This is a genomic window from Enterobacter cloacae complex sp. 382A5, assembly GCF_050031095.1.
GTDB classification, from domain to species: Bacteria; Pseudomonadota; Gammaproteobacteria; order Enterobacterales; family Enterobacteriaceae; genus Enterobacter; species Enterobacter cloacae.
Genome location: NZ_JBLGVK010000001.1, coordinates 3,882,433 through 3,907,413 on the forward strand (window position 1 = coordinate 3,882,433; position 24,981 = coordinate 3,907,413).

Genomic DNA, 24,981 nt, shown 5'->3' on the forward strand with positions numbered 1-24,981 from the left:
CTAAAACAGGCAGGCGGCAATTTTTGGAAGGGTTGTCGTCTGCACGTTGTAATTAACCTGACAGAGGTAGGGTTATCATACACCTCCCCTGGCCTTTGCGCTCAGTTCGTTAAACGGTCTATTCATCTCCTGCTACACTGCCTCAACACATCACAAAAAAGGCAGGCCAACATGTCAGACGAAAATACCTATCAGCCACCCAAAGTGTGGGAATGGAAAAAGAACGGCGGCGGGGCGTTCGCCAACATCAACCGTCCTGTTTCTGGTGCCACGCATGAGAAAGATCTGCCCGTCGGTTCGCACCCGCTGCAGCTTTACTCCCTGGGCACGCCGAACGGCCAGAAAGTGACGATCATGCTCGAAGAGCTGCTGGCGCTGGGCGTAACGGGCGCGGAGTACGACGCGTGGCTGATCCGCATCGGTGAAGGCGATCAGTTCTCCAGTGGCTTTGTTGAGGTGAACCCGAACTCGAAAATACCGGCGCTTCGTGACCACTCCACCACCCCGCCAACGCGCGTATTTGAATCCGGCAACATCCTGCTCTATCTGGCAGAGAAGTTCGGGCATTTCCTGCCAAAAGATCCGGCTGGCCGCACGGAAACCCTGAACTGGCTGTTCTGGCTGCAGGGCGCGGCCCCGTTCCTCGGTGGCGGTTTCGGCCATTTCTACAACTATGCGCCGGTGAAGATCGAGTACGCGATTGACCGCTTCACGATGGAAGCCAAGCGCCTGTTCGACGTACTGGATAAACAGCTCGCCCGCGGCCGTTACGTGGCGGGTGAAGAATATACCATCGCCGATATGGCGGTCTGGCCGTGGTTTGGCTGCGTGGCGCTGGGCAGCGTCTACAACGCCGCCGAGTTCCTGGACGCAGAGAAGTACACCAACGTCCAGCGCTGGGCGAAAGACGTAGCGAACCGTCCTGCCGTGAAGCGCGGACGGATTGTGAACCGCACCAACGGCGAGCTTAACGAGCAACTCCACGAACGCCACGCGGCGAGCGACTTCGAGACCAAAACCGAAGATAAGCGTCAGGCGTGATGCACTGCCGGGCGGGTAACCGCCCGGTCGCGCAAATCCTTGCCCAGGGCATGATTAGCTTAAGGGTTGGGCCGGTATTACTGGCACTATGCGGACGTTTTTCTCCAGCCAGACGGCGAGAAGCGACGTTTCAACCGACAGCAGTCACAAAGGATTTGTTATGAAAGCAATCAATACAGCGCTGGTGATCAGCATCCTTCTTTTTTCTACCTCAGGTATGGCGATGGATAAAACCGCCGCCGGTGCGGTAGCAGGCGCGGCGATTGGGGCGGCCACAGGTAAAGATCTGAAATCCACCGTAGGCGGCGCGGTCGTGGGTGCAGGCACGGGTGCGATGTTCAAAAACGGTGACAAAGGTAAAGCCGCGCGTAAAGGCGGTGCCGTAGGCGCTGTTGTTGGTGCAGGTGCCGCTGCCGTGACGGGCAACAGCGTGCTGAAAGGTGCCGCTGTGGGTGCGGGTTCAGGCGCGCTGATTGGTGAAGCGACACACTGATAAACGCCGTGGTTCTGCTTTTCGAGCCGGTAGGTTGAGTTTAATGACACCCCCCCGCTATCAACAACTGAACCGCTTGTTTTGCCGGGTGGCGCTACGCTGACCCGGTCTACAATCGACAACAATATCAATAAATTGGCACTGTTCGTTGTAGGCCCGTGCAAGCGTAGCGCCGCCGGGCGAGGGGCACATCTCGCACGATGTCAGCAGCCTGAACCCAGCGCTTACGCTGGGTTTCTTGTTTTCTCTGGTCAGGCAACCAACCGCAACATTATGCCGTGAGACGGAACTTCTGCACCGAACGCTGAAGCTCTTCGGTCTGCCGCTCAAGTGCCGCTGCCGCGGCGGAGACCTGCTCCACCAGCGAGGCGTTTTGCTGGGTCACACCGTCCATCTGCGTAATGGCAACCCCGACCTGGGAAATGCCTTTGCTTTGCTCCTCAGAGGCTGACGCAATCTGCTTCATGATGGTGGTCACTTCCGTTACATCGCGCAGAATCGCTTCCATGGTGGTCCCCGTGTCGTTCACCAGTTGAGCCCCCTGCTCGACGCGAGCGACGGAATCGGCAATCAGCCCTTCAATCTCTTTCGCCGCGTTGGCGCTGCGGCTGGCCAGATTACGCACCTCACCTGCCACCACGGCAAAGCCACGGCCTTGCTCACCCGCTCGCGCCGCTTCCACTGCTGCGTTGAGCGCCAGGATATTGGTCTGGAAGGCGATACTGTTAATCACGGTGGTGATTTCAGCAATTTTCTTCGAGCTGTCGGAAATACCGCTCATGGTGGTCACCACCTCCTCCACCAGCGAGCCACCGCGGCTGGCCGTGGTCGATGCCACATCCGCCAGCTGGCTTGCCTGACGTGCGCTTTCGGCGTTCAGCTTCACGGTGGCAGTGAGTTGCTCCATGCTGGCTGCTGTCTCTTCCAGCGCGGCAGCCTGCTCTTCGGTACGGGAGGAGAGATCGTTGTTACCGCTGGAGATCTCGGTCGCCCCGCGCCAGATATTTTCACTGCCCGCGCGGATCGTGCTAACCGCCTCGCGCAGGCTGTCCTGCATGGCACTCAGCAACGGCACCAGTTGTCCCACACAATTACGACCAAACGGTTCAATGGGCTGGCTGAGATCGCCCTGCGCAATCTGGCGGAACTGCTGACGAATTCGGTCCAGCGGTTTCACCAGCATCGCCACCAGGTAACGGTCGCTAAAGAGCAGGATCAGCAGACCAATCACGGTGGCGGCAATAATCACCGTGCGGGTCATGCTGGTCAGGCCATCCACCACTACGCGGGTACTGTCGAGGGTCTTTGCAGCGGCGTTATTGAACTCCTCAGCGGCCGCACCGAACGCGCGGCTCAGCTGTGGCGTGACGTTATTAGCCTGCTGGCGATAACCATCCAGCGCGCCCAGCTTCGCCTGCTGCATTTGTGGCGTAACGCCCTGCTCGAGCAGCGCCTGCCAGGTGCCGATCACCCGGGAGGAGACCTGTTCATCCATCGGCCCCGGAGAGATCGCTTTCATCTCGGCCAGTTTTTTGCCCATGTTATCCAGCGCCTGCTGGGCGGAGGCCAGATCCGGCGTACCGCCGGCGGCTTTGACTTCCATCGCGCGGCTCAGTCGGGTGACAAAGCGGAAATACTGATCGTTGCCCTGGCTGAGTATGGTCATCTGTTTCACCAGCTGGCGATCGACTTCATTGCCATCCGAAACGCGAGAGAGGGACCAGGTGCTGTAGAGTCCAACGCCTGCCCACATTAAACAAAAGATCCCCAGGATCGTCAGCATGACGAAACGGATCGTGAAATTACGGAGCATGTTCATAAGTGTTCCTTGCCGTGAGGGTGAGTTCGCCCAGAGGCGAGTACTACTCTCGTTATCGGCAGGAAACGCGGAAATTATAACCTTTTGTAACTATTTTTCGTTAGCGTGACTTCACAGGTACCACAGCACCGATTAACGCTTAGAGGCCTTTCCCGCCGCGACATCGCTTCACGAACAGATTTATGGTTTGATAATCAAAGAATGAAAACGCTGTTTCGAAAATTCATCGATAAGAAAGGAGACATCATGTCCTGGCACCCTAACCCCGGCCGTTATGAAAATATGCAGTACCGCTACTGTGGCAAAAGCGGGCTGCGCCTGCCTGCGCTGTCGCTTGGCCTGTGGCATAGCTTCGGCCACGTTCAGCCGCTCGACACCCAGCGTGCGCTACTGCGTAAAGCCTTCGACCTCGGTATCACCCATTTCGATCTTGCCAATAACTACGGCCCGCCTGCGGGGAGCGCGGAAGAGAACTTTGGTCGCCTGCTGCGGGAGGATTTTGCCGCCTGTCGCGACGAGCTGATTATCTCCACCAAAGCGGGTTACGACATGTGGCCGGGACCGTATGGCTCGGGCGGCTCGCGCAAATATCTGCTCGCCAGCCTCGACCAGAGCCTGAAGCGTATGGGTCTGGAATATGTCGATATTTTCTATTCCCATCGCGTGGACGAGAACACGCCGATGGAAGAGACCGCTGCCGCGCTGGCCCATGCGGTGCAGAGCGGTAAAGCGCTGTATGTCGGAATTTCGTCCTATTCAACGGCGCGCACGCAGAAAATGGCTGACCTGCTTCGCGAATGGAAAATCCCACTGCTCATCCATCAGCCGTCGTACAACCTGCTTAACCGCTGGGTGGATAAAACCGGCCTGCTGGAGACGCTAAAGCAAAACGGTACTGGCTGTATTGCGTTTACCCCACTGGCGCAGGGGTTGCTGACCGGAAAATACCTCAACGGTATTCCTGAAGGTTCGCGGATGCAGCGCGAGGGGAATAAAGTGCGCGGGCTGACGCAGAAGATGCTGACCGAAGCCAATCTGAACAGTCTGCGCTTGCTCAATGAGATGGCACAGGCACGTGGTCAGACAATGGCGCAGATGGCGCTAAGCTGGCTGCTGAAAGATGAGCGCGTAACGTCCGTGCTGATTGGTGCGAGCCGCCCGGAACAGCTGGAAGAGAATGTTCAGGCGCTGAAAAACCTGCGCTTTAGCGAAGAGGAGCTGATACGCATTGATAAGCATGTTGCGGATGGAGAGTTGAATCTGTGGCAGGCGTCGTCGGATAAATAGTGCGGTCTGTTGCCCTCTCCCACAGGGAGAGGGTGGTTAAGAAGGAAATTACTTCTTGCTGATCTTATCCAGATACCCCATCACAAACGCCGAAAGCACAAACGTGAGATGGATAATGACATACCACATCAGTTTGTTGTCCGGGACATTCTTTGCGTCCATGAACACGCGTAACAGGTGGATGGAGGAGATCGCCACAATCGAGGCGGCCACTTTATTCTTCAGCGACGTGGCATCCATTTTGCCCAGCCAGCTCAGCTTTTCTTTACGCGCGTCGATATCAAGCTGGGAGACAAAATTCTCATAGCCAGAGAACATCACCATCACCAGTAAGCCCCCCACCAGCGTCATATCCACCAGTGACAGCAGAACCAGAATCAAATCTGCTTCGGCAATGGAAAAGATGTTCGGCAGAACATGCAAGATTTCCTGGAAGAACTTAATCGTGAGCGCAATCAGCGCCAGCGAAAGGCCAAAATAGACGGGTGCCAGTATCCAGCGCGAGGCGTACATAGCGTTTTCAAAGAAGCGTTCCATAAAGTCCTGTCTGCAAACGAAACCAGCACTCAGTATATCGCAACGGCGCTAACTGTTTGCAACAACTAACCATTACACGTTGTCAGGATCCACCTCAGGGCGCGCATACTCCGGCCAGACCAGCACCACCAGCTCCGGATAGGCTTCCAGGCTGAACTCGCGAAAGCACTGACGCAGGTTTAATACGTCTAAATCGGAATACGAGACCTTCTCACCATTCAGACAGCGCTTTTTGATATTGTCGTAATATTTATAGACCGCTGAATTCAGGTCACTGCAGCGACGCTGCGCTTCAAACAGGCCCGGCGTGTCATTAATTTCCGACATTTTCATCCGCTTTATTGTCGCGTGCAAAAAGTCGATATATTCATGGTTCACCCGCCAGTACCAAACCGGCGTCACCGAGTTCATCAAAACAGAGAAATGGTCTTCACCTTCCTCTTTAGTCATCAGTTCAGGCTGTGGGGTTTCACTGGTGTCTTTCGACTCTTTCGTTTTATTGAACTCCTGCATCAATAAAAGAACACCAGCGGTCAGTAATAGTAATGTAATGACCGTAAAAAAGATGCTGTTCATGGGTTGGCTCCATTTTTTTTGATTTTAAAATTGCCTCATGATATTGTCAACGAATCTCACGCCTTTATCTTCCCCACCTTGTTGAAATTAAAGGAAATTAAAAAATGTTGCCCGACTATCTCGTCCCGGCTAAGTACCACATCACGCCTGTGGAACAGCAACCGACGGAAGCAGAAAAAGAGGCTAATTTCACTCAGGGAAAAAGAAAGCTCGCTGATTTTGAGCCTGACATATTAATTGGTGTTTCCCGTAGCGGCAAATCCCGTAATATGTTGCTGGAAGAGCACGATCGTCATATAAAGGATCGCTTATTTCGCGCCATCAAAATTGAAGCCTTGGTCCACCTGTTGAATGACCTGCAGGCAGAAGGCGAAATAGATGCCCAGAAACTAAGTCAAATAATGGCCGAAAAGACCAAAGAAATAAATGAAGCGGGCAATGAAATTTGGCTTAATCTAATTACGCGAGAAAAAAACAACCCTATTTTTTATAACCTGGGGGAAGATTAATGTGAAAGACGTTAAAGATAACGATGTCTATTTGACTTTAGATGAGAAAAAAAGTGACGAATTTATCTTAAAGCAAAATCTCGAGGCTTTGCGTAACACCAAAAACGCCGAGATGACGCGTATTACCCAGGATCTGGTTTCCATTCCGGCGACGCTGGTGCGCCTGAAATGGCAGAACCGCCGCGAGATTTATCCCTTACAGGTCAAGGAAGAGATTTACGGCGCCGTGATGAATGCCATCATCGAACAACGGCCCGAGCTGAAAGAGAAGCTTCTGGGGCGTCTGGAGGCCAATTATCAGTATCTGCTGGCCAGAGAAACCGCGACCCTGCGCCTGACGCGCAAACTGTCCGACGGCGAGTATCGTACCTCAAACGTCACCAGCGTCGCGCTTGACGAGGACGCGCTGGCAGCCCTCTCTCCCGCGTCGACGGATAACAAACACGAATAACCCGACAGGCATAAAAAAAGCCGGCTTTCGCCAGCTTCTTCGTTATTTCGCGGCCGCTTTCTCTTCGCCGACCAGCCCAATCTTCAGATAACCCGCCTGATGCAGCGTATCCATGACCTTCATCATGGTCTCGTAATCAACGGTTTTATCCGCACGGAATAAGACCGTCGTGTCTTTCTTACCGCCAGTGAGCTGATCCAGCGCCGGGATGACAGAGTCAGCCGTCACCGGGTCGTTGCCGAGGAACATCGATTTATCTGCTTTCACCGACAGATAGATGGGCTTTTCCGGGCGCGGCTGCGGCTGGCTGGACGAGGCCGGCAGGTTTACCTTCACGTCGACCGTCGCCAGCGGCGCAGCAACCATGAAGATAATCAGCAGAACCAGCATAACGTCGATAAACGGCGTCACGTTGATTTCATGCATTTCGCCGTTATCGTCCAGATTTTCATTAAGACGCATTGCCATAATTCATTAACCTACGCGCAGTTTGGACGCCGCGTGCACCGGTTTAGCGGCACTGGCATTCAGATCAAGATCGCGGCTTTGCAGCAGCAGAACCTGCGCGGCGACGTCACCGAGGGTGGCTTTATAGCTGCCAATCATGCGCGCGAAGACGTTATAGATAACCACCGCAGGGATCGCCGCAACCAGACCGATAGCGGTCGCCAGCAGCGCTTCGGCGATACCCGGTGCAACTACCGCCAGGTTCGTCGTTTGGGTTTGCGCAATCCCGATAAAGCTGTTCATGATGCCCCAGACCGTACCGAACAGCCCCACGAACGGCGAGATGGCCCCGATGGTCGCCAGATATCCATTGCCCCGGCCCATATGGCGACCCACGGCGGCGACGCGACGCTCCAGACGGAAGCCGGTACGTTCTTTAATACCTTCGTTATCTTCACTGCCTGCGGAGAGTTCCAGCTCGTTTTGCGCTTCGTTAACTAACAGGGTGGTCAGGCTTTTCGCGTGGAAGGATGAGGTCATATCAGACGCCTGATCCAGAGAGCGGGCTTCAGCCAGCTGCTGTTGCTCACGCTTGAGGCGGCGCTTCTGAGAAATCAGCTCGGCGCTCTTGCCAAAGAAGATAGCCCACGTGATCACGGACGCCAGAATCAGGCCGATCATCACAATCTTAACCACGATGTCAGCATGATGATACATGCCCCAAACGGAGAGATCCGTCTGCATCAAATTATTACCCACTCTGTATCTCCAGGACGCAAATCACAAAATCTGAACGTAATAATATCAAAACATCGTCGAATTGATAGTCGTTCTCATTACTATTTACATAGTGCCGCAATTTTCGCTCATATTCCTTGCGCTTACGCAGTAAAAATTTCTTATGCGGTTTTTTGCTAATATTTTCTGCTTATTCGATAAGCATCCGGGTGTAGATTTTCACTTTCGTGGTAGTCTGGACGTCCAGACGTATAAAAACAGGGTTAGCGAACATGACCAAGAAGCATCTTGATACCACGCTGGTACAGGCCGGGCGCAGCAAGAAATATACTCAGGGTTCGGTGAACAGCGTGATCCAACGGGCCTCCTCGCTGGTGTTTGATACCGTAGAGGACAAAAAAATCGCCACGCGTAACCGCGCCAAAGGCGGGCTGTTTTACGGACGTCGTGGCACGCTAACCCACTTCTCACTGCAGGAAGCCATGTGCGAGCTGGAAGGCGGCGCAGGCTGTGCGCTGTTTCCGTGCGGTGCGGCGGCAGTCGCCAACACCATTCTGGCGTTCGTGGAACAGGGCGACCATATTCTGATGACCAACACCGCCTATGAACCGAGTCAGGATTTCTGCACCAAAATCCTCTCCCGACTCGGCGTAACCACGGGCTGGTTCGATCCGCTGATTGGCGAAGGCATCGCAGAGCTTATTCAGCCCAACACGCGCATTGTGTTCCTGGAATCTCCGGGTTCGATCACCATGGAAGTACACGACGTGCCGGCCATTGTGAAAGCCGTGCGCCGCAAAGCGCCAGAGGCGATTATCATGATCGACAACACCTGGGCGGCAGGCGTGCTGTTTAAAGCGCTGGAATTCGACATTGATATCTCCATTCAGGCGGCGACCAAATATCTGATTGGCCACTCAGACGGGATGATCGGCACGGCCGTGTCTAACGCCCGCTGCTGGGATCAGCTGCGGGAAAATGCCTACCTGATGGGGCAGATGGTCGATGCCGATACCGCCTACATGACCAGCCGCGGCATTCGCACGCTGGGGGTGCGCCTGCGTCAGCATCACGAAAGCAGCCTGAAGATAGCCGGGTGGCTGGCGCAGCACCCGCAGGTTGAGCGCGTCAACCATCCGGCACTGCCGGGCAGTAAAGGGCATGAATTCTGGCAACGAGACTTTACGGGCAGCAGCGGTTTGTTCTCATTCGTTCTAAAAAAACGGCTGAATAATGACGAGCTGGCAAGCTATCTGGATAATTTTACCCTCTTCAGCATGGCCTACTCCTGGGGCGGGTTTGAATCCCTGATCCTGCCTAATCAGCCGGAGCAGATTGCGGCCCTGCGCCCTGGCGGTGAAGTGGACTTCAGCGGCACCCTGATTCGCCTGCATATCGGTTTAGAAAACGCGGACGATTTAATTGCCGATTTAGCAGCAGGGTTTGCGCGTATCGTGTAGAGTGCTGGCAAACATGTACTCCATGGATGCTTTTGTGGACACCGCCACCAGAAAAGTCTGCATTAGTTGCGCCCGCGATCAACCCCATCGGGCAAATAAGGGAGTACAATAGTGCTATATCTGTTGTTCCACAGGAAAGTCCATGGCTGTTATTCAAGATATTATCGCGGCGCTCTGGCAACACGACTTCGCCGCACTGACCGATCCTCACGTTGTAGGTATCGTCTATTTCGTGATGTTCGCGACCCTGTTTCTGGAAAATGGATTACTGCCAGCCTCATTTTTACCCGGTGATAGCCTCCTTTTGCTTGCGGGGGCGTTAATCGGTAAAGGTGTCATGGACTTCGCGCCGACCATGGTGATCCTCACCTCCGCGGCAAGCCTGGGCTGCTGGCTGAGCTATCTGCAGGGCCGCTGGCTCGGCAACACGCGCGTCGTGAAGGGCTGGCTGGCGCAGCTACCGCATAAATACCATCAGCGTGCGACCTGCATGTTTGACAGGCATGGCCTGCTGGCCTTGCTGGCCGGGCGTTTTCTGGCCTTTGTTCGCACCCTGCTGCCCACCATGGCAGGCATTTCCGGCCTGTCGAACCGCCGCTTCCAGTTCTTCAACTGGCTGAGCGCGTTGTTATGGGTGGGTGTCGTTACCACTCTCGGCTATGCGCTGAACATGATCCCGTTTGTGAAGCACCATGAAGACCAGGTAATGACCTTCCTGATGGTGCTGCCGATGTTCCTGCTGGTGGCTGGACTGGTGGGAACGATTGCGGTGGTGATTAAGAAGAAGTACTGCAGTGCATAAATAAAAGCCGGGTGGCGCTATCGCTTACCCGGCCTACGTTTGCCGTCAGACTCCCTGCATGGTTCGGATGCGTGACGCATCTTCCCCCGGCGTGACGCCGAAGTAGCGCTTAAACTCCCGACTAAACTGCGACGCACTCTCATACCCGACCCGCATCGCCGCCGCGCTGGCCTTCATGCCGTCGTGGATCATCAGCATCCGCGCCTTATGCAGCCGGTAGGTTTTGAGGTATTGCAGCGGCGAGGTGCTGGTCACCGACTTAAAGTTGTGGTGAAACGCCGAGACGCTCATGTTCGCTTCCGCCGCCAGCTGGTCAACGCTGAGGTTTTCCGTGTACTGGCTTTCGATGCGCTTGAGCACGCGGCTTATCAGGCTGAAGTGGGTCTGCCGACTGACCAGCGCCAGTAGTGCCCCGCCACCCGGCCCCAGCAGCACATGATAGAGAATTTCGCGGATGATTTGCTTACCCAGAATACGCGCATCCAGCGGCCTCTCCATCACGTCCAGCAGACGCTCAATGGCACAGAGGATCTCCTCTGACAGCGTGGCAGAGTTAATGCCGCTCGCCGCCATCGACGGCTGGAAAAGCTCGTCTTCGCCAATGTCCATCAGCAGCTCCTGAAGCTGAAGAATATCGACATTTACGCGGATCCCCGCCAGCGGTACTTCCTCTGTCGCGAAGGTTTCACATTCGAAGGGTAAAGGTACTGTCAGCAGCAGATATTCATTGGTGTCATAACGGAACACGCGTTCATTGATATAACCAATTTTATGGCCGGAAAAGAGAAAAACGATGCCCGGCTGATACATCACCGGCGTCCGCGTTCCCGGCTGCGTCCCGTAGAGCAGGCGAATATCCGGCAGCAGTTCGCCTGGGTTATTTTGCTTATCAATCAGTCGTTTAATCTGCGAAGTGAGCTGAAGACAGATGGCTTCACGGTTCATTTAGCGTTACTCCGGGTACGGTTTGCGGCCCTCACAGTCTGCGCATTTTCCTGACGTTTCTCCAGTGCTCTGTAGAAATGGGCAAGACATCGGCAGGAATGTGCATTGAGAGGATATCCCCGGGCAGCCACAATGTGCAGCATCAGGTAGCCATCCGCGCCGCCACGATTTTTCACCCACGATAGGGAACGAGCCATGAATAATTTTAATCTCCACACCCCAACCCGCATCCTGTTTGGTAAAGGCGCTATCGCCGATCTGCGTGCACAGATCCCCGCTGACGCCCGCGTGCTGATCACCTACGGTGGCGGCAGCGTGAAAAAAACCGGCGTGCTGGATCAGGTTTACAGCGCACTGGAAGGTCTGGACGTGCGCGAGTTTGGCGGTATCGAGCCAAACCCTTCTTATGAAACGCTGATGAACGCGGTGAAAATCGCCCGCGAAGAAAACATCACCTTCCTGCTGGCTGTCGGCGGGGGTTCCGTGCTGGACGGCACGAAGTTCATCGCCGCGGCAGCACACTACGCCGACGGTATCGACCCATGGCATATCCTGGAAACCCGCGGCAGCGACATTAAAAGCGCGATCCCGATGGGCTCCGTGCTGACCCTGCCAGCTACCGGTTCTGAATCCAACAAAGGCGCGGTGATCTCCCGTAAAACCACCGGAGACAAACAGGCCTTTATGAACGAGCACGTTCAGCCCGTATTCGCGATCCTCGATCCGGTGTACACCTACACCCTGCCCGCGCGTCAGGTCGCGAACGGCGTGGTCGACGCCTTTGTTCACACCGTTGAGCAGTACGTGACTTATCCGGTGGATGCCAAAATTCAGGATCGTTTTGCGGAAGGCATTCTGCTGACGCTGGTCGAAGAGGGTCCGAAGGCGCTGAAAGAGCCAGAAAACTACGATGTGCGTGCCAACGTGATGTGGGCTGCAACGCAGGCGCTGAACGGCCTGATTGGCGCAGGCGTGCCGCAGGACTGGGCAACCCACATGCTGGGCCATGAACTGACGGCGATGCACGGTCTGGATCACGCCCAGACGCTGGCGGTGGTTCTGCCGGCCCTGTGGAACGAAAAACGTGATACCAAACGTGCCAAACTGCTGCAGTACGCGGAACGCGTCTGGAATATCACCGAAGGTTCTGACGACGCGCGTATCGATGCGGCAATCGAAGCGACCCGCAACTTCTTTGAAGGCCTGGGCGTGCCGACGCGTCTGTCCGGTTATGGTCTGGATGGCAGCTCTATCCCTGCCCTGCTGGCTAAACTTGAAGAACACGGCATGACTCAGCTGGGCGAACACGGCGACATTACGCTGGACGTTAGCCGTCGTATCTACGAGGCGGCGCGCTAAGCGTTTTTGGCATCCTGCCTTTCGTTTTTTGACATTTCGTCCAGACTTAATGCACACCCCATCGCCGGAGTCCCCCTCCGGCGATGCGCACCTGAAGGAGGAAAAATGGCAAACCAAACCGTAATCAAGCTGCAGGACGGCAACGTGATGCCCCAGTTGGGGCTAGGTGTATGGAAAGCCGGTAACGACGAGGTCGTCTCCGCCATTCATAAAGCACTGGAAGTCGGCTATCGGTCCATTGATACCGCCGCCGCCTACAAAAACGAGGACGGCGTGGGGAAAGCACTGGCCAGCGCCGGTATGTCCCGCGACGACCTTTTTATCACCACCAAACTGTGGAACGACGACCAAAAGCGCCCGCGCGAAGCGCTGCAGGAGAGCCTGGAGAAACTCCAGCTCGATTTCGTCGATCTGTATCTGATGCACTGGCCGGTTCCGGCTATCGACCATTATGTTGATGCCTGGAAAGGGATGATTGAACTGCAAAAAGAGGGGCTGGTGAAAAGCATCGGCGTCTGTAACTTCCAGGTTCATCACCTGCAGCGTCTGATTGACGAAACGGGCGTTGTGCCGGTGATTAACCAGATTGAACTGCACCCGTTGATGCAGCAGCGCCAGCTTCACGCCTGGAACGCCACGCACAAAATCCAGACCGAATCCTGGAGCCCGCTGGCTCAGGGCGGTGAAGGAGTGTTCGACCAGAAAATTATCCGCGATCTGGCGGATAAATATGGCAAAACCCCGGCGCAGATTGTCATTCGCTGGCACCTGGACAACGGCCTGGTGGTGATCCCGAAATCGGTCACGCCATCGCGCATCGCCGAGAACTTCGACGTCTGGGATTTCCGCCTGGATAAAGATGAGCTGGGCGAGATTGCGAAACTGGATCAGGGCAAGCGTTTAGGGCCCGATCCGGATCAGTTTGGCGGTTAATCCCCTCACCCTGCCCTCTCCCCGAAGGGGAGAGGGTGTTCAAGTTCCCTCTCCCCTTCGGGGAGAGGGTTAGGGTGAGGGGTGAGGGCATCATCGTTATCCGATCTTACGTTTTCCCGCTTTTTTCGTCCCCGTAGTCCCACCATTCGAACGCTGATGCACAATCGGCGTATGCTTGGTCAGCGCCGGGCGCGTATGGCGGTTCTGGCGACGCGCTTCGCGCATCTCATCCAGCGTTGGTGCCGGCACCAGACAGTCGCGACGCGAGCCAATCAGATGCTTTTTCCCCATCTCTTCCAGCGCCTGGCGGATCAGCGGCCAGTTAGCCGGATCGTGGTAGCGCAGCAGCGCTTTGTGCAGACGACGCTGTTTATCCCCTTTCGGCACCACCACGTCTTCACTCTTGTAACCAATTTTACTCAGCGGGTTTTTGCCGGTGTAGTACATGGTTGTGGAGTTGGCGAGCGGTGACGGATAGAAGTTTTGCACCTGATCCAGACGGAAGCGACGCTGTTTCAGCCACAGCGCCAGGTTCACCATGTCTTCATCGCGCGTACCCGGGTGGGCGGAGATGAAGTACGGGATCAGGTACTGCTCTTTCCCTGCCTGCTTTGAGTAGGTATCGAACAGCTGTTTAAAGCGATCGTAGCTGCCCATCCCCGGCTTCATCATTTTTGACAGCGGGCCTTCTTCGGTGTGCTCCGGCGCAATCTTCAGATAGCCACCGACGTGGTGCGTCGCCAGCTCTTTGATGTAGCGCGGATCTTCCACAGCGATGTCGTAACGTACCCCGGAGGCAATCAGGATTTTCTTGATGCCCTTCAAATCACGCGCGCGGCGATAGAGGTTGATCGTCGGCTCGTGGTTGGTGTCCATATGTTCGCAAATGCTTGGATAGACACAGGAGAGACGGCGGCAGGTTTGCTCCGCGCGCGGCGATTTACAGCGCAGCATGTACATATTGGCCGTTGGGCCGCCGAGGTCGGAGATCACCCCGGTAAAGCCAGGCACGGTATCGCGAATGGCTTCGATCTCGTTGATGATCGAATCTTCAGAACGGCTCTGAATAATGCGCCCCTCGTGCTCGGTAATGGAGCAGAAGGAACAGCCGCCGAAGCAGCCGCGCATGATGTTGATCGAGAAGCGGATCATCTCATACGCCGGGATACGGGCGTTGCCGTACGCCGGGTGCGGCACGCGTTTGTACGGCAGCGCAAAGACGCTGTCCATCTCTTCGGTGGAGAGCGGGATCGCCGGTGGGTTGATCCAGATAAAACGCTCGCCGTGCTTCTGCATCAACGCACGCGCACAGCCGGGGTTGGTTTCATGGTGCAGAATACGGGACGCGTGGGCGTAGAGCACCTTATCGGCTTTCACCTTCTCGTAGGACGGCAGCAGCACATAGGTCTTTTCCCACGGTTTCGGGCGCGGCGGCTGCACGACGATTGCCTTCGCTTCCGCTTTCTTTGGCTCAACCGGTTTGTTATCGGCGCACGGCAGATCTTCGCCATACGGGTGCGGGATAGGATCGATTTTGCCCGGCATATCGATGATGCGGGAATCCACCCCGCGCCAGCCCGGCAGCGCTTCTTTCACCATGATGGCGGTGTTGCGCACGTCGCGGATGCTGCTCACCGGCTCGCCCTGCGACAGACGGTGCGCCACTTCTACCAATGGACGCTCGCCGTTACCGTAAATCAGCATGTCGGCTTTGGAGTCCACCAGCACCGAGCGGCGCACGGTATCAGACCAGTAATCATAGTGCGCGGTACGACGCAGGCTCGCCTCGATGCCGCCCAGGATCACCGGCACATCTTTCCAGGCTTCTTTACAGCGCTGAGTGTAGACCAGCGTGGCGCGGTCAGGGCGTTTGCCCGCCACGTTATCCGGTGTGTACGCATCGTCATGGCGCAGCTTACGGTCGGCGGTATAACGGTTGATCATCGAGTCCATGTTGCCGGCGGTCACGCCGAAGAACAGGTTCGGTTTACCCAGACGCATAAAGTCGTCTTTGCTGTTCCAGTCTGGCTGGGAGATGATCCCCACGCGGAAGCCCTGCGCTTCAAGCATGCGGCCGCAGATGGCCATACCGAAGCTCGGGTGGTCAACGTAGGCATCGCCCGTGACCAGAATGATATCGCAGCTATCCCAGCCCAGTTGGTCCATCTCTTCCCGGGACATCGGCAGGAACGGCGCCGGTCCAAAGCAGGCCGCCCAGTACTGGGGCCACGAGAAAAGGTCACGATCCGGCTGGATCAGGGAAATTGCGCTCATAATGCTTCCGAAGAAAAAATAGACAAAAGGGCGGGGATTATACGCTGGATCGTTGGGGGAATTGAAGGGGTATTGTGCGGGCTGTTGCCCTCACCCCAACCCTCTCCCACAGGGGAGAGGGATCCCCAGTAATGTTTACCGAAAGCGATGAATGTTGCTTCAGGAAAATAAATGACTTACAGCGACGCCCTGGTCCGGCTGTAAATCGCTGAGGCGTTTCCTGCAGGCCGGGGCGAGGCGCATGGATGCGCCGAGAGGGCGGATTTACAGGGATAATGAGATGGACGCTCCAGATTTTGCGGTATCAAGGTACCAGACTGGATCGTTGCAATACGTCCTGAAAAATGAGGAGCGTCCACATGAAAGTATCAACTCTTGGTATCGACCTGGCAAAGAACGTTTTCCAGCTTCATGGTGTCGATCACGAAGGTCATACAGTTTTGCGTAAAAGGCTAACCCGGGCCAAATTCGTTCAGTTTGTCATTCAACTGGAACCTTGCCTGATTGGCATGGAGGCCTGCTCGTCCAGCCATCATTTTGCACGATTATTCAGTCGTCACGGCCATGAGGTAAAACTGATTCCTCCGCAATATGTGAAGCCATATGTCAAAACGAACAAGACGGATGCAGCAGATGCTGAAGCAATCTGCGAAGCGGTAACCCGCCCGAATATGCGTTTTGTACAGATAAAAACCGAAGAGCAGCAGGCCGTTTTAGCGTTACACACTGAACGGGGAATACTTATCCGCGAGCGGATCGCCTGTTCCAATAGTTTAAGAGCCACACTTGCTGAGTTTGGTATTACGATTGCAGCCGGACAAAGCCATTTAACCCGTGAGCTACCAGCCATTCTGGAAGACAGCGAAAATGGTTTATCTCCCTTTGTCAGAGCCAGCATCTACAGACAGGCTAACCATATCCGGGAACTTGAGGAGCAGATTAAACAGGTAGAAGAAGCTCTGGCCTCCTGGTATAAAACGCAGACGGCCTGCCAGAGACTGGCCAAAATCCCTGGGGTAGGCATGCTAACGGCCACTTATGTGGTAGCAGCAGTGGGTAATGCCCAACAATTCAGCACCGCAAAGCAATTCGCTTCATGGCTGGGGCTGACACCAAAAGAACATTCCAGTGGCGGCAAACAGCAACTGGGCGGGATAAGCAAACGCGGAGATGGATATTTCCGATACCTTCTGGTTCACGGCGCACGAGCACTGACAGCCTGGGTCAACCGGAAAGGCTCAGTTGAGGAGAATGCCTGGCTTCAGGGGCTGCTTGAGCGGAAGCACTACAATGTTGCAGTTGTCGCGATGGCGGCAAAAACGTCGAGAATAATGTGGTCAATGCTGACACACGACACGGAATATAAGCCTCGTCAGGCCGCCTGACACAAGGCCAGTCAACCTGACGAGGTGCTGAAAAAGAGTTACGTCCTGGTAGGTGCAGTTGACTTCAGAAGATGGCAAAACAGGTAAGACCGCAGGCAGGATACACCGAGAGGCAACAAGGGCAAGTCAGCCCGAAGAGGATGATTGGTACCTGTCTGGCGGATTTCATCATGGTTCGGGATAAATAAATCCTATCAGAAACCGGATATATGGCTGCATCTACCCGTTTAATTGCTGAACTGAAGAAAACGTTGCATTCCGGGAGCGTCCATATATGTTACCTCCGCCCGTCCCCGATAAGCCGGAAGGAATAAGCCGAGGGCACCGCGAAGCGGCGATTTACCGCCGGGAGCCCGGGTCGCCAGGGGGGTGGCGACTGAGCCACCCTGGCACGTTCACGGGCTATGTCGTTACAGAGTAGCAAGGAACATAAAGTGAACGGAATGACCTCCACAGCCGTATGTTCCCCCTCACCCCAGCCCTCTCCCTCAAGGGAGAGGGGGTCCTCCGTGCAGGCATTATTTTGTGGGGAACCCTCAGCCCAAAGGGAGAGGGGGCCGTCTGTGCAGGCATTATTTATGGGGATCCCTCAGCCCACAGGGAGAGGGAGAAAAGCAATTTACGGCGCCGGGTTAACCAACATTTGCCCTACGGAGCCCCTGTCCATCATCTCCAGCGTCTGGCTGTGGAACAGGAACGGGAAGTGCGGCCAGGAAGGCTGGCCGTAGTAGACAAGCAGTTCAACCTGACCATCCACCCAGACGGTGTCTTTCCAGCCCCTGTCTTCCGGGAATGGCATCGCGCCGTTCACGTTGCGGATCAGGAATGACACACCTTCAATATGGAACGACTGCGGCATGTCGGAGCGAACGGTCCAGCGCTCCCAGGTGCCCTGCTGGGCAGTAATGTCGATACGGTTAACGTCCCACAGCGCGCCGTTGATGCCCGGGTCGTCGCCGAGGCTGATATCACGGCTGCGCACCGGCGAACCGCTCATGATCTCCTGCGGCAGCAGGCGCATGGGCAGGCTGTCGGTCACCAGCGGCAGGAGACCGGTTGGGCGCAGGGTCAGCACCAGCGTGGAGACCAGAATGCTCGACGGCTCAAAGAAGCCACGAATGCGATCCACAATGCTCGCCGCTTCGCCGCAGGTCACCGAGACTTCATCGCCGTTGGTCATATCCACGAGGATTTCACGGCGTTCACCCGGGGCAAGCGCCAGCTGTTTAACGGACACCGGCGCCGGTAAAAAGCCCTGGTCGCCAGAGATCACATGCAGCGGGCGGCCATCGCTCATCTGCAACAGATAGCGGCGCGAGTTAGAGGCGTTCAGCAGACGCAGGCGAACCCAGCCGCGCGAGACTTCGACATACGGACTTTGCGCGCCGTTGACCAGCAGCGTGTCGCCAACAAAGCCACCGCTACCCGGCTCGCTGTATTCCGGTGTGCCAAAGTTATCCAGACGCTTGTCCTGGATAATGACCGGGAAATCATCCACGCCGTAGTGGTTTGGAATGGGCAGAGATTTACTGACCTCGTCTTCTATCAGCCACATCCCGGCCAGGCCGTTATAAACCTGCTGGGCAGTGCGGTTAGGGGTATTAGCGTGATACCACAGCGTCGCCGCGCTCTGACGGATCGGCAGTACGGGAGCCCAGTCGGCGTTAGGCGACATCATGCGCGCGGCCCCGCCAATCAACGGGCCGGGAACCTGCAATCCGCTGATGGTCATCGCCACATTTTCAGGCGTGCGGTTGCTGTAGATGAGCTTCACGTCATCGCCATTCCACACGCGGATGGTCGGCCCAAGGTAGCGCCCGTTAATACCCCAGACCGGCGCGCGGGTTCCCTGGGTAAACGACCAGTGGCTTCGCTGTAGCGTCAGGAATAGCGGCTGCCCGCGACGGGATTCAATCAACGGCGGAATGGGCAGCGGCTGTTGCTGCCCGGCGGCGCTGGCTGTCAGCGGCATCGCTCCCGCACAAAGGGCGATCCCTGAAGCCTGAATAAACTGACGCCGACTGAGTGACATATAAGCTCCATCTGAAACGACTAACAACGCGGGAATTCGTTTTCCCTTTTAACGCCGGATTAGATCTTCCCGGCGGCTTCTCTCTCTGCGACTTCTTTGTCGAGCTGAGCAATATGCTGAACCATCAGTTCACGGCAGTGCGCTGCCAGCTCGCGGACCTGATCTTTACCGTATTTGCTGGTATCGACCGGCGGCAGCATCTCGACAATCACCAGCCCGTTATTCAGGCGGTTAAGATTAATCTTATTCGATGTATTGGAAACACACACGGGAATAATTGGAACGCCCGCCGCAATTGCGGCATGAAACGCCCCGGTTTTAAACGGCAGCAGACCGCGACCGCGGCTGCGCGTACCTTCCGGGAACATCCAGATAGAAATGCGGCGCTTTTTGAAGTGGTTCACCACTTCCGCAATGGTACCGTGCGCTTTTGCGCGGTTATTACGGTCAATCAGCAGGTTACCCGTCAGCCAGTAGAGCTGGCCGAAAAAGGGGATCCACAGCAGGCTCTTCTTACCCACCGTCACGGTCGGCGGCAGCACGATGTTAGAGGCAGTCACCATATCGTAATTATTTTGATGGTTTGCGATATAGATGGCGTTACCAAAATTCTCCGCCCCTTCCGGCAGACGCTTTTCAACCTTCAGGCCAAACAGCGGTGCAAGACGACCAAACATGTGGCCGAAGGTGGCGACATGCTTCGGGTTACGCGGGCTGAACAGGCAATAGATGCAGCCGAAAACACAGACCAGAATGCAGTAGATAACGGTAAGAATAAGACGAACAATGTATAGCATAGCGACCTCTGAAGCCCTGACAGCTGACAATTATACTTCACCTGTGGCCAGGTAAGGACTTTATTACGAGCGCGTATTGTTAATCGCAACGCACGAATTAACAACGGTTTTACGGGAAATTTTATTGGATATCCCCCTCCGGAACAGAGGGGGATCGAAACGCGTTACTCTTCGCTGTCGCCCGCGCTGCTGCGTGCAGGAGAATCGATCTCCACGCGGTCGATACGCTGCAGGCCGCGCATCAGCGAACCGCGGCGTCCGCGCTCGCCCACCACCTTCTGCAACTCTTCCGGACGCAGCTTGATTTTACGCTTGCCGACATGAATGGTCAGCGTGCTCTGCGGCGGCAGAATGAAGAGATGCGCCAGGCCATCTTGACCTTTCGCGGCTTCCGCCGACGGGATGTTGATGATCTTATTGCCCTTCCCTTTTGACAACTCCGGCAGGTCGCTGACCGGGAACATCAGCATGCGCCCGGCAGACGTGATGGCCAGCAGCATGTCGCTCTCGTTCTCAACCACCAGCGGCGGCATAACGTGTGCGTTATCCGGCAGGCTGATCATGGCTTTACCGGCACGGTTACGTGACACGAGATCGTTAAAGGTACAGATAAAGCCGTAACCCGCATCAGAGGCCAACAGCAGTTTCTGGTCGTCGGCTTCCATCAGCATGTGGTCAACCGTCGCCCCTGGCGGCAGCGTCAGCTTGCCGGTCAGCGGTTCGCCCTGACCGCGCGCGGAAGGCAGCGTGATCGGATCGATGGCGTAACTGCGGCCCGTGGAGTCAATAAACGCCACCGGCTGGTTGCTCTTGCCTTTCACGGCCGCCTTGAAGCTGTCGCCCGCTTTGTAGCTCAGCCCCGGCGCGTCGATATCATGGCCTTTGGCGCTACGCACCCAGCCGCTCTGGGACAGGACGATGGTGACCGGCTCTGAAGGCTGCATGTCATGCTCGTTCATCGCCTTCGCTTCTTCGCGCTCATGCAGCGGAGAACGGCGGTCGTCGCCGAAGGCATCGGCATCGGCCTGCAACTCTTTCTTCAGCAGGGTGTTCATCTTGCGTTCGGACGCGAGGATCGCCTGCAGCTGATCGCGCTCTTTTTCCAGCTCGTTCTGCTCACCGCGGATCTTCATCTCTTCCAGCTTAGCGAGATGGCGCAGCTTCAGTTCGAGGATCGCTTCGGCCTGGGTTTCACTGATACCAAAGCGCGACATTAACGCGGGCTTCGGCTCGTCCTCGGTACGGATGATCTCAATGACTTCATCGATATTGAGGAACGCCACCAGCAAACCTTCGAGGATATGCAGGCGCTTAAGCACTTTCTCCAGACGGTGGTTCAGACGACGGCGCACCGTATCGCGACGGAAGGTCAGCCATTCGGAGAGGATCTCCAGCAGGTTTTTCACCGCCGGGCGTCCGTCCAGACCGATCATGTTCAGGTTGATGCGGTAGCTTTTTTCCAGGTCGGTGGTGGCGAACAGGTGGTTCATCACCTGCTCCATGTCCACGCGGTTAGAGCGCGGCACGATCACCAGACGGGTTGGGTTTTCGTGGTCGGATTCATCGCGCAGGTCGTCCACCATCGGCAGCTTTTTATTGCGCATCTGGGAGGCGATCTGCTCCAGCACCTTGGCCCCAGAGACCTGATGCGGCAGCGCGGTGATCACCACGGCGCCGTCCTCTTTGGTCCACACCGCGCGCATGCGCACGGAGCCACGGCCATTCTGGTAGATTTTGCGGATTTCCGCACGCGAGGTGATGATCTCAGCTTCGGTCGGGAAGTCCGGCCCCTGAACGATATCCAGCAGCTCGTCCAGCGAGGTTTTCGGCTGTTCAATCAGGGTGATGGCGGCTTTCGCCACTTCACGCAGGTTGTGTGGCGGGATGTCCGTCGCCATACCGACCGCGATACCGGTGGTGCCGTTCAGCAGGATATTCGGCAGACGCGCAGGCAGCATTTTCGGCTCCTGCAGCGTGCCGTCGAAGTTTGGCACCCAGTCCACCGTCCCCTGGCCGAGTTCGCCCAGCAGCACTTCGGCATATTTAGACAGGCGGGATTCGGTATAACGCATCGCCGCGAAGGATTTCGGATCGTCCGGTGCCCCCCAGTTCCCCTGACCGTCCACCAGCGGGTAACGATAAGAGAACGGCTGGGCCATCAGCACCATCGCTTCATAGCAGGCGATGTCGCCGTGCGGATGGTATTTACCCAGTACGTCACCGACGGTACGGGCGGATTTCTTGAACTTGGCGGTGGCGTTCAGCCCCAGCTCGGACATCGCATAGACGATGCGACGCTGAACGGGCTTCAGGCCATCCCCGATAAACGGCAATGCCCTGTCCATGATGACGTACATGGAGTAGTTCAGGTAGGCGTTTTCCGTGAATTCATGTAGCGCGAGGCGCTCTGCCATATCGCTCATTACGTGTGATTCCTCAACTCAGAAACCGATGGGTTTCAGGCAATATTGCCGCAGATACTACCCTATCTGGCGAGTTGAGTCACAAAGAAAAAGGGCCGGATAAGCGGCCCTTTCTGGGTTATTTCGTCAGCTTGATAACCTGCTTCACGTCGATTTCAAATTCGTTCCAGTCTTTATCGACCTTACCCTGCAGCTCGACTTTATCTTGCGGGGACACGGTCACACCGTTCCAGCGCTTATGATCAATCTCAACCACCACCGTGCCGGTCTCGTCGCGGAAGGTGTAGCGGTCATCGGACAGGCGTTCGGTGATGTTCCCGCGCAGCTTCACCCAGGCGTCGTCCTTCAGGTCTTTGACTTTCGCGGCCGTTGTCAGGTTGGCGTTGTTATCAACAAAACCGCCTGCCTGCGTCTGAGTCTGGGGTTGGGTAGCTGATGGGCCCGTAAAACCGCCCTGAGCAGCGAAGACCGGTGCGGTGGTCATCATCATGATAGCAGCCATTGCAGCGAATTTTTTCATATTCTTCTCTCCCTTTAATGTGGTGTCGCAATCCATTAAACAGGGTAATCCTTAACAACTTCTTAAGGGGAAAATTTATATTTTTTTACTGTACAGCAGGCGGATCCAGAGGGTTTACTGACGCCATCAAGGAGGGGATATGCGCATATTACTGGTAGAAGACGACAAGCTGATTGGTGATGGCATCAAAGCGGGCTTAAGCAAAATGGGCTTCAGCGTGGACTGGTTCACCGACGGAAAAACCGGCCAGGCGGCGCTCTGTTCTGCCCCTTACGATGCGGTAGTGCTTGACCTGACGCTACCGGAGATCGACGGTCTGGCGATCCTGCGCGCCTGGCGCGAAAGCGGGCGCAGCGAGCCGGTGCTTATCCTGACCGCGCGGGATGCGCTGAATCAGCGCGTCGAGGGGTTACGCCTGGGGGCCGATGATTACCTCTGCAAACCCTTCGCGCTGATCGAAGTGGCCGCCCGCCTTGAGGCGCTGGTGCGTCGCAGCCACGGTCAGACGCGCAGCGAGCTGCGTCACGGCAAAGTGACGCTCGACCCGACAAGCCTCGTCGCCACGCTGGCGGGGGAAACGCTGGCCCTCAAGCCCAAAGAGTTCGCCCTGCTGGAGTTACTGATGCGCAATGCGGGCCGCGTCCTGCCGCGTAAAGCGATCGAAGAGAAGCTCTATACGTGGGACGATGACGTCTCCAGTAACGCCGTGGAAGTTCACGTCCATCATCTGCGGCGTAAGCTGGGCAGCGAGTTTATCCGCACGGTTCATGGCATCGGCTATACCCTGGGTGACGCATGAAACTGAGCCTGAAACTCCGTCTGACGCTTCTTTTTCTGCTGCTGTCGCTGACGGCCTGGTTTGCCGCAAGCCTTGTCGCCTGGCAGCAGACGACCCACAAGCTCGATAAGCTGTTTGATACCCAGCAGATGCTGTTTGCTAAACGGCTGCTGACGATGGATCTGGATGAGATCCGCGCTCCGGAGCGGATGCGCGAGATCCCCAAAAAAGTGAAGCACGGTCGCCTGGACGACGATGCTCTGGCCTTCGCCATTTACGCTACCGACGGCACGATGATCCTCAATGACGGGGAAAACGGCCGCGACATCCCGTATCACTATCGCCGCGATGGGTTTGATGACGGCAGGCTCAAAGACGACAACGATGACTGGCGTTTCTTATGGCTGACCTCGCCGGACGGGAAGTACCGCGTGGTGGTCGGTCAGGAGTGGGAATACCGGCAGGAGATGGCGCTTGATGTGGTCAGCTCGCAGCTGACGCCGTGGCTGGTGGCGCTACCGGTGATGCTGCTGTTGCTGATTGTCCTGCTGAGCCGGGAGCTTAAGCCATTGAAAAAACTGGCGCAGACGTTGCGCCTGCGCTCGCCGGATGCCACCGACACTCTGCCGACACAGGGCGTGCCATCAGAAGTGCGCCCCCTTCTGGACTCCCTGAACCACCTCTTTACCCGAACCCAGGAGATGATGAGCCGCGAGCGCCGCTTTACCTCCGATGCCGCCCACGAATTACGTAGCCCGCTGGCGGCCCTGAAGGTGCAAACCGACGTGGCGCAACTCTCTCTGGACGACCCGCAGGCGCAGGAAAAAGCGCTCTCGCAGCTCCACGCGGGGATCGACCGGGCATCCCGGCTGGTGGATCAACTCCTCACTCTCTCGCGTCTGGACTCTCTGGAAAATCTCGACGATGTCGAACCGATAAAGATGGCCGATTTACTGCAATCAGCGGTTCTGGACATCTGGCATCCGGCGCAGCAGGCGGGTATCGACGTTCGCCTGAACATCAACGCCCCGCAGGCTGAACGCACGGGTCAGCCGCTGCTGTTGAGCCTGCTGGTGCGTAACCTGCTGGATAACGCCGTTCGTTACAGCCCGCGCAGCAGCGTGGTTGACGTTACGCTGGACGCCCGTTGCTTCTCCGTACGCGACAACGGACCAGGGATCGCCCCCGAGGCGTTGGCCCGTATTGGCGAGCGTTTTTATCGTCCACCCGGCCAGGATGCCACGGGCAGCGGGCTGGGATTATCGATTGTAAAACGCATTGCTGCCCTGCACGGTATGCGCGTTTCACTGGATAATGCTGCGGAAGGCGGCGTTGATGTGAAGGTGTGCTGGTAAGGGATTATTGCATTTAACGC

At 56.3% G+C, this 24,981-nt stretch carries 23 protein-coding genes; 12 read left to right on the forward strand and 11 right to left on the reverse strand.

All coding sequences use genetic code 11. From position 1 onward, the window contains the following. The first annotated feature begins 171 nt into the window (after positions 1 to 171). A complete protein-coding gene (yghU, locus tag ACQG2G_RS18300) occupies positions 172 to 1,041 on the forward strand; it encodes a glutathione-dependent disulfide-bond oxidoreductase (protein ID WP_013098701.1) in 870 nt (289 codons plus the stop codon). Positions 1,042 to 1,201: 160 nt separating this feature from the next. Beyond that, positions 1,202 to 1,534 (forward strand): glycine zipper domain-containing protein, encoded by a 333-nt coding sequence (locus tag ACQG2G_RS18305; RefSeq protein WP_048971475.1) that lies wholly within the window; start codon positions 1,202 to 1,204, stop codon positions 1,532 to 1,534. 271 nt (positions 1,535 to 1,805) lie between these two features. On the opposite strand, the gene ACQG2G_RS18310 is transcribed toward ACQG2G_RS18305, so the two are convergent. Further along, a complete protein-coding gene (locus tag ACQG2G_RS18310) occupies positions 1,806 to 3,353 on the reverse strand; it encodes a methyl-accepting chemotaxis protein (protein ID WP_029882958.1) in 1,548 nt (515 codons plus the stop codon). Positions 3,354 to 3,599: 246 nt separating this feature from the next. On the opposite strand from ACQG2G_RS18310, the gene ACQG2G_RS18315 reads away from it, so the two are divergent. After that, on the forward strand, positions 3,600 to 4,640 hold the full coding sequence (locus ACQG2G_RS18315) for an aldo/keto reductase (RefSeq protein ID WP_023622102.1): 1,041 nt from the start codon (positions 3,600 to 3,602) through the stop codon (positions 4,638 to 4,640). 48 nt (positions 4,641 to 4,688) lie between these two features. Here ACQG2G_RS18315 and ACQG2G_RS18320 read toward each other — a convergent pair whose 3' ends face one another. Together ACQG2G_RS18320 and ACQG2G_RS18325 are read right to left on the reverse strand one after the other, a co-directional pair. Continuing rightward, positions 4,689 to 5,177, reverse strand: a complete 489-nt coding sequence (locus ACQG2G_RS18320) for a TIGR00645 family protein (RefSeq protein WP_013098707.1) — start codon at positions 5,175 to 5,177, stop codon at positions 4,689 to 4,691. Positions 5,178 to 5,249: 72 nt separating this feature from the next. Further along, positions 5,250 to 5,753, reverse strand: coding sequence for an ESA_00282 family adhesion-associated protein (locus tag ACQG2G_RS18325; RefSeq protein ID WP_013098708.1), 504 nt, complete (start codon positions 5,751 to 5,753; stop codon positions 5,250 to 5,252). A gap of 104 nt (positions 5,754 to 5,857) precedes the next feature. On the opposite strand from ACQG2G_RS18325, the gene ACQG2G_RS18330 reads away from it, so the two are divergent. Further along, on the forward strand, positions 5,858 to 6,262 hold the full coding sequence (locus tag ACQG2G_RS18330; protein ID WP_020689505.1) for a hypothetical protein: 405 nt from the start codon (positions 5,858 to 5,860) through the stop codon (positions 6,260 to 6,262). 1 nt (position 6,263) lies between these two features. After that, entirely contained in the window at positions 6,264 to 6,713 is a 450-nt protein-coding gene (locus tag ACQG2G_RS18335; RefSeq protein ID WP_029883022.1) for a hypothetical protein, read from the forward strand. A 42-nt stretch (positions 6,714 to 6,755) separates the two neighbouring features. On the opposite strand, the gene exbD is transcribed toward ACQG2G_RS18335, so the two are convergent. Together exbD and exbB are read right to left on the reverse strand one after the other, a co-directional pair. Then, on the reverse strand, positions 6,756 to 7,181 hold the full coding sequence (gene exbD / locus ACQG2G_RS18340) for a TonB system transport protein ExbD (protein WP_061771384.1): 426 nt from the start codon (positions 7,179 to 7,181) through the stop codon (positions 6,756 to 6,758). 6 nt (positions 7,182 to 7,187) lie between these two features. After that, complete coding sequence (exbB, locus tag ACQG2G_RS18345) at positions 7,188 to 7,919, reverse strand: tol-pal system-associated acyl-CoA thioesterase (RefSeq protein WP_013098712.1); 732 nt, start codon at positions 7,917 to 7,919, stop codon at positions 7,188 to 7,190. A gap of 251 nt (positions 7,920 to 8,170) precedes the next feature. Between exbB and metC the strand changes: the two genes are divergently transcribed. Continuing rightward, on the forward strand, positions 8,171 to 9,358 hold the full coding sequence (metC, locus tag ACQG2G_RS18350) for a cystathionine beta-lyase (protein ID WP_061771386.1): 1,188 nt from the start codon (positions 8,171 to 8,173) through the stop codon (positions 9,356 to 9,358). Positions 9,359 to 9,500: 142 nt separating this feature from the next. Next, positions 9,501 to 10,160: a DedA family general envelope maintenance protein YghB gene (yghB, locus tag ACQG2G_RS18355; protein WP_013098714.1), complete on the forward strand. Its 660-nt coding sequence runs from the start codon at positions 9,501 to 9,503 to the stop codon at positions 10,158 to 10,160. Positions 10,161 to 10,205: 45 nt separating this feature from the next. Here the strand turns inward: yghB and ACQG2G_RS18360 are convergent, their stop codons facing one another. Beyond that, entirely contained in the window at positions 10,206 to 11,105 is a 900-nt protein-coding gene (locus tag ACQG2G_RS18360; protein WP_023619917.1) for an AraC family transcriptional regulator, read from the reverse strand. Positions 11,106 to 11,300: 195 nt separating this feature from the next. Between ACQG2G_RS18360 and yqhD the strand changes: the two genes are divergently transcribed. Together yqhD and dkgA are read left to right on the forward strand one after the other, a co-directional pair. Further along, complete coding sequence (gene yqhD / locus ACQG2G_RS18365; protein ID WP_013098716.1) at positions 11,301 to 12,464, forward strand: alcohol dehydrogenase; 1,164 nt, start codon at positions 11,301 to 11,303, stop codon at positions 12,462 to 12,464. A 105-nt stretch (positions 12,465 to 12,569) separates the two neighbouring features. Then, the gene (gene dkgA / locus ACQG2G_RS18370) at positions 12,570 to 13,397 is read left to right on the forward strand and encodes a 2,5-didehydrogluconate reductase DkgA (RefSeq protein WP_013098717.1); all 828 of its coding nucleotides are present in this window, start codon (positions 12,570 to 12,572) and stop codon (positions 13,395 to 13,397) included. Between the two features lie 96 nt (positions 13,398 to 13,493). Here the strand turns inward: dkgA and ACQG2G_RS18375 are convergent, their stop codons facing one another. Next, the gene (locus ACQG2G_RS18375) at positions 13,494 to 15,671 is read right to left on the reverse strand and encodes a YgiQ family radical SAM protein (RefSeq protein WP_061771388.1); all 2,178 of its coding nucleotides are present in this window, start codon (positions 15,669 to 15,671) and stop codon (positions 13,494 to 13,496) included. 359 nt (positions 15,672 to 16,030) lie between these two features. On the opposite strand from ACQG2G_RS18375, the gene ACQG2G_RS18380 reads away from it, so the two are divergent. Further along, complete coding sequence (locus ACQG2G_RS18380) at positions 16,031 to 17,056, forward strand: IS110 family transposase (protein ID WP_048971459.1); 1,026 nt, start codon at positions 16,031 to 16,033, stop codon at positions 17,054 to 17,056. A gap of 619 nt (positions 17,057 to 17,675) precedes the next feature. Here ACQG2G_RS18380 and ftsP read toward each other — a convergent pair. From ftsP to ACQG2G_RS18400, 4 genes are all read right to left on the reverse strand, one after another. After that, a complete protein-coding gene (gene ftsP / locus ACQG2G_RS18385) occupies positions 17,676 to 19,088 on the reverse strand; it encodes a cell division protein FtsP (RefSeq protein WP_013098721.1) in 1,413 nt (470 codons plus the stop codon). 59 nt (positions 19,089 to 19,147) lie between these two features. Continuing rightward, entirely contained in the window at positions 19,148 to 19,885 is a 738-nt protein-coding gene (gene plsC, locus ACQG2G_RS18390) for a 1-acylglycerol-3-phosphate O-acyltransferase (protein WP_013098722.1), read from the reverse strand. Positions 19,886 to 20,049: 164 nt separating this feature from the next. After that, entirely contained in the window at positions 20,050 to 22,308 is a 2,259-nt protein-coding gene (gene parC / locus ACQG2G_RS18395; protein WP_061771814.1) for a DNA topoisomerase IV subunit A, read from the reverse strand. Positions 22,309 to 22,426: 118 nt separating this feature from the next. Further along, entirely contained in the window at positions 22,427 to 22,828 is a 402-nt protein-coding gene (locus tag ACQG2G_RS18400) for a YgiW/YdeI family stress tolerance OB fold protein (protein WP_020689494.1), read from the reverse strand. Between the two features lie 139 nt (positions 22,829 to 22,967). Between ACQG2G_RS18400 and qseB the strand changes: the two genes are divergently transcribed. Further along, on the forward strand, positions 22,968 to 23,627 hold the full coding sequence (gene qseB, locus ACQG2G_RS18405) for a quorum sensing response regulator transcription factor QseB (protein WP_029883026.1): 660 nt from the start codon (positions 22,968 to 22,970) through the stop codon (positions 23,625 to 23,627). Continuing rightward, the gene (gene qseC / locus ACQG2G_RS18410; protein WP_248766625.1) at positions 23,624 to 24,961 is read left to right on the forward strand and encodes a quorum sensing histidine kinase QseC; all 1,338 of its coding nucleotides are present in this window, start codon (positions 23,624 to 23,626) and stop codon (positions 24,959 to 24,961) included. Before qseB ends, qseC begins: the two co-directional genes overlap by 4 nt. The last annotated feature ends 20 nt before the right edge of the window (positions 24,962 to 24,981 follow it).

Coding starts and splice junctions, on each gene's coding strand:
- ACQG2G_RS18310 (WP_029882958.1), bottom strand. CDS start 3,353: ATGAACATGCTCCGTAATTTCACGATCCGTTTCGTCATGCTGACGATC.
- ACQG2G_RS18315 (WP_023622102.1), top strand. CDS start 3,600: ATGTCCTGGCACCCTAACCCCGGCCGTTATGAAAATATGCAGTACCGC.
- dkgA (WP_013098717.1), top strand. CDS start 12,570: ATGGCAAACCAAACCGTAATCAAGCTGCAGGACGGCAACGTGATGCCC.
- metC (WP_061771386.1), top strand. CDS start 8,171: ATGACCAAGAAGCATCTTGATACCACGCTGGTACAGGCCGGGCGCAGC.
- ACQG2G_RS18320 (WP_013098707.1), bottom strand. CDS start 5,177: ATGGAACGCTTCTTTGAAAACGCTATGTACGCCTCGCGCTGGATACTG.
- parC (WP_061771814.1), bottom strand. CDS start 22,308: ATGAGCGATATGGCAGAGCGCCTCGCGCTACATGAATTCACGGAAAAC.
- yghU (WP_013098701.1), top strand. CDS start 172: ATGTCAGACGAAAATACCTATCAGCCACCCAAAGTGTGGGAATGGAAA.
- yqhD (WP_013098716.1), top strand. CDS start 11,301: ATGAATAATTTTAATCTCCACACCCCAACCCGCATCCTGTTTGGTAAA.
- ACQG2G_RS18360 (WP_023619917.1), bottom strand. CDS start 11,105: ATGAACCGTGAAGCCATCTGTCTTCAGCTCACTTCGCAGATTAAACGA.
- yghB (WP_013098714.1), top strand. CDS start 9,501: ATGGCTGTTATTCAAGATATTATCGCGGCGCTCTGGCAACACGACTTC.
- qseB (WP_029883026.1), top strand. CDS start 22,968: ATGCGCATATTACTGGTAGAAGACGACAAGCTGATTGGTGATGGCATC.
- qseC (WP_248766625.1), top strand. CDS start 23,624: ATGAAACTGAGCCTGAAACTCCGTCTGACGCTTCTTTTTCTGCTGCTG.
- exbD (WP_061771384.1), bottom strand. CDS start 7,181: ATGGCAATGCGTCTTAATGAAAATCTGGACGATAACGGCGAAATGCAT.
- ACQG2G_RS18325 (WP_013098708.1), bottom strand. CDS start 5,753: ATGAACAGCATCTTTTTTACGGTCATTACATTACTATTACTGACCGCT.
- ACQG2G_RS18305 (WP_048971475.1), top strand. CDS start 1,202: ATGAAAGCAATCAATACAGCGCTGGTGATCAGCATCCTTCTTTTTTCT.
- plsC (WP_013098722.1), bottom strand. CDS start 19,885: ATGCTATACATTGTTCGTCTTATTCTTACCGTTATCTACTGCATTCTG.
- ACQG2G_RS18380 (WP_048971459.1), top strand. CDS start 16,031: ATGAAAGTATCAACTCTTGGTATCGACCTGGCAAAGAACGTTTTCCAG.
- ACQG2G_RS18400 (WP_020689494.1), bottom strand. CDS start 22,828: ATGAAAAAATTCGCTGCAATGGCTGCTATCATGATGATGACCACCGCA.
- ACQG2G_RS18330 (WP_020689505.1), top strand. CDS start 5,858: ATGTTGCCCGACTATCTCGTCCCGGCTAAGTACCACATCACGCCTGTG.
- ftsP (WP_013098721.1), bottom strand. CDS start 19,088: ATGTCACTCAGTCGGCGTCAGTTTATTCAGGCTTCAGGGATCGCCCTT.
- ACQG2G_RS18375 (WP_061771388.1), bottom strand. CDS start 15,671: ATGAGCGCAATTTCCCTGATCCAGCCGGATCGTGACCTTTTCTCGTGG.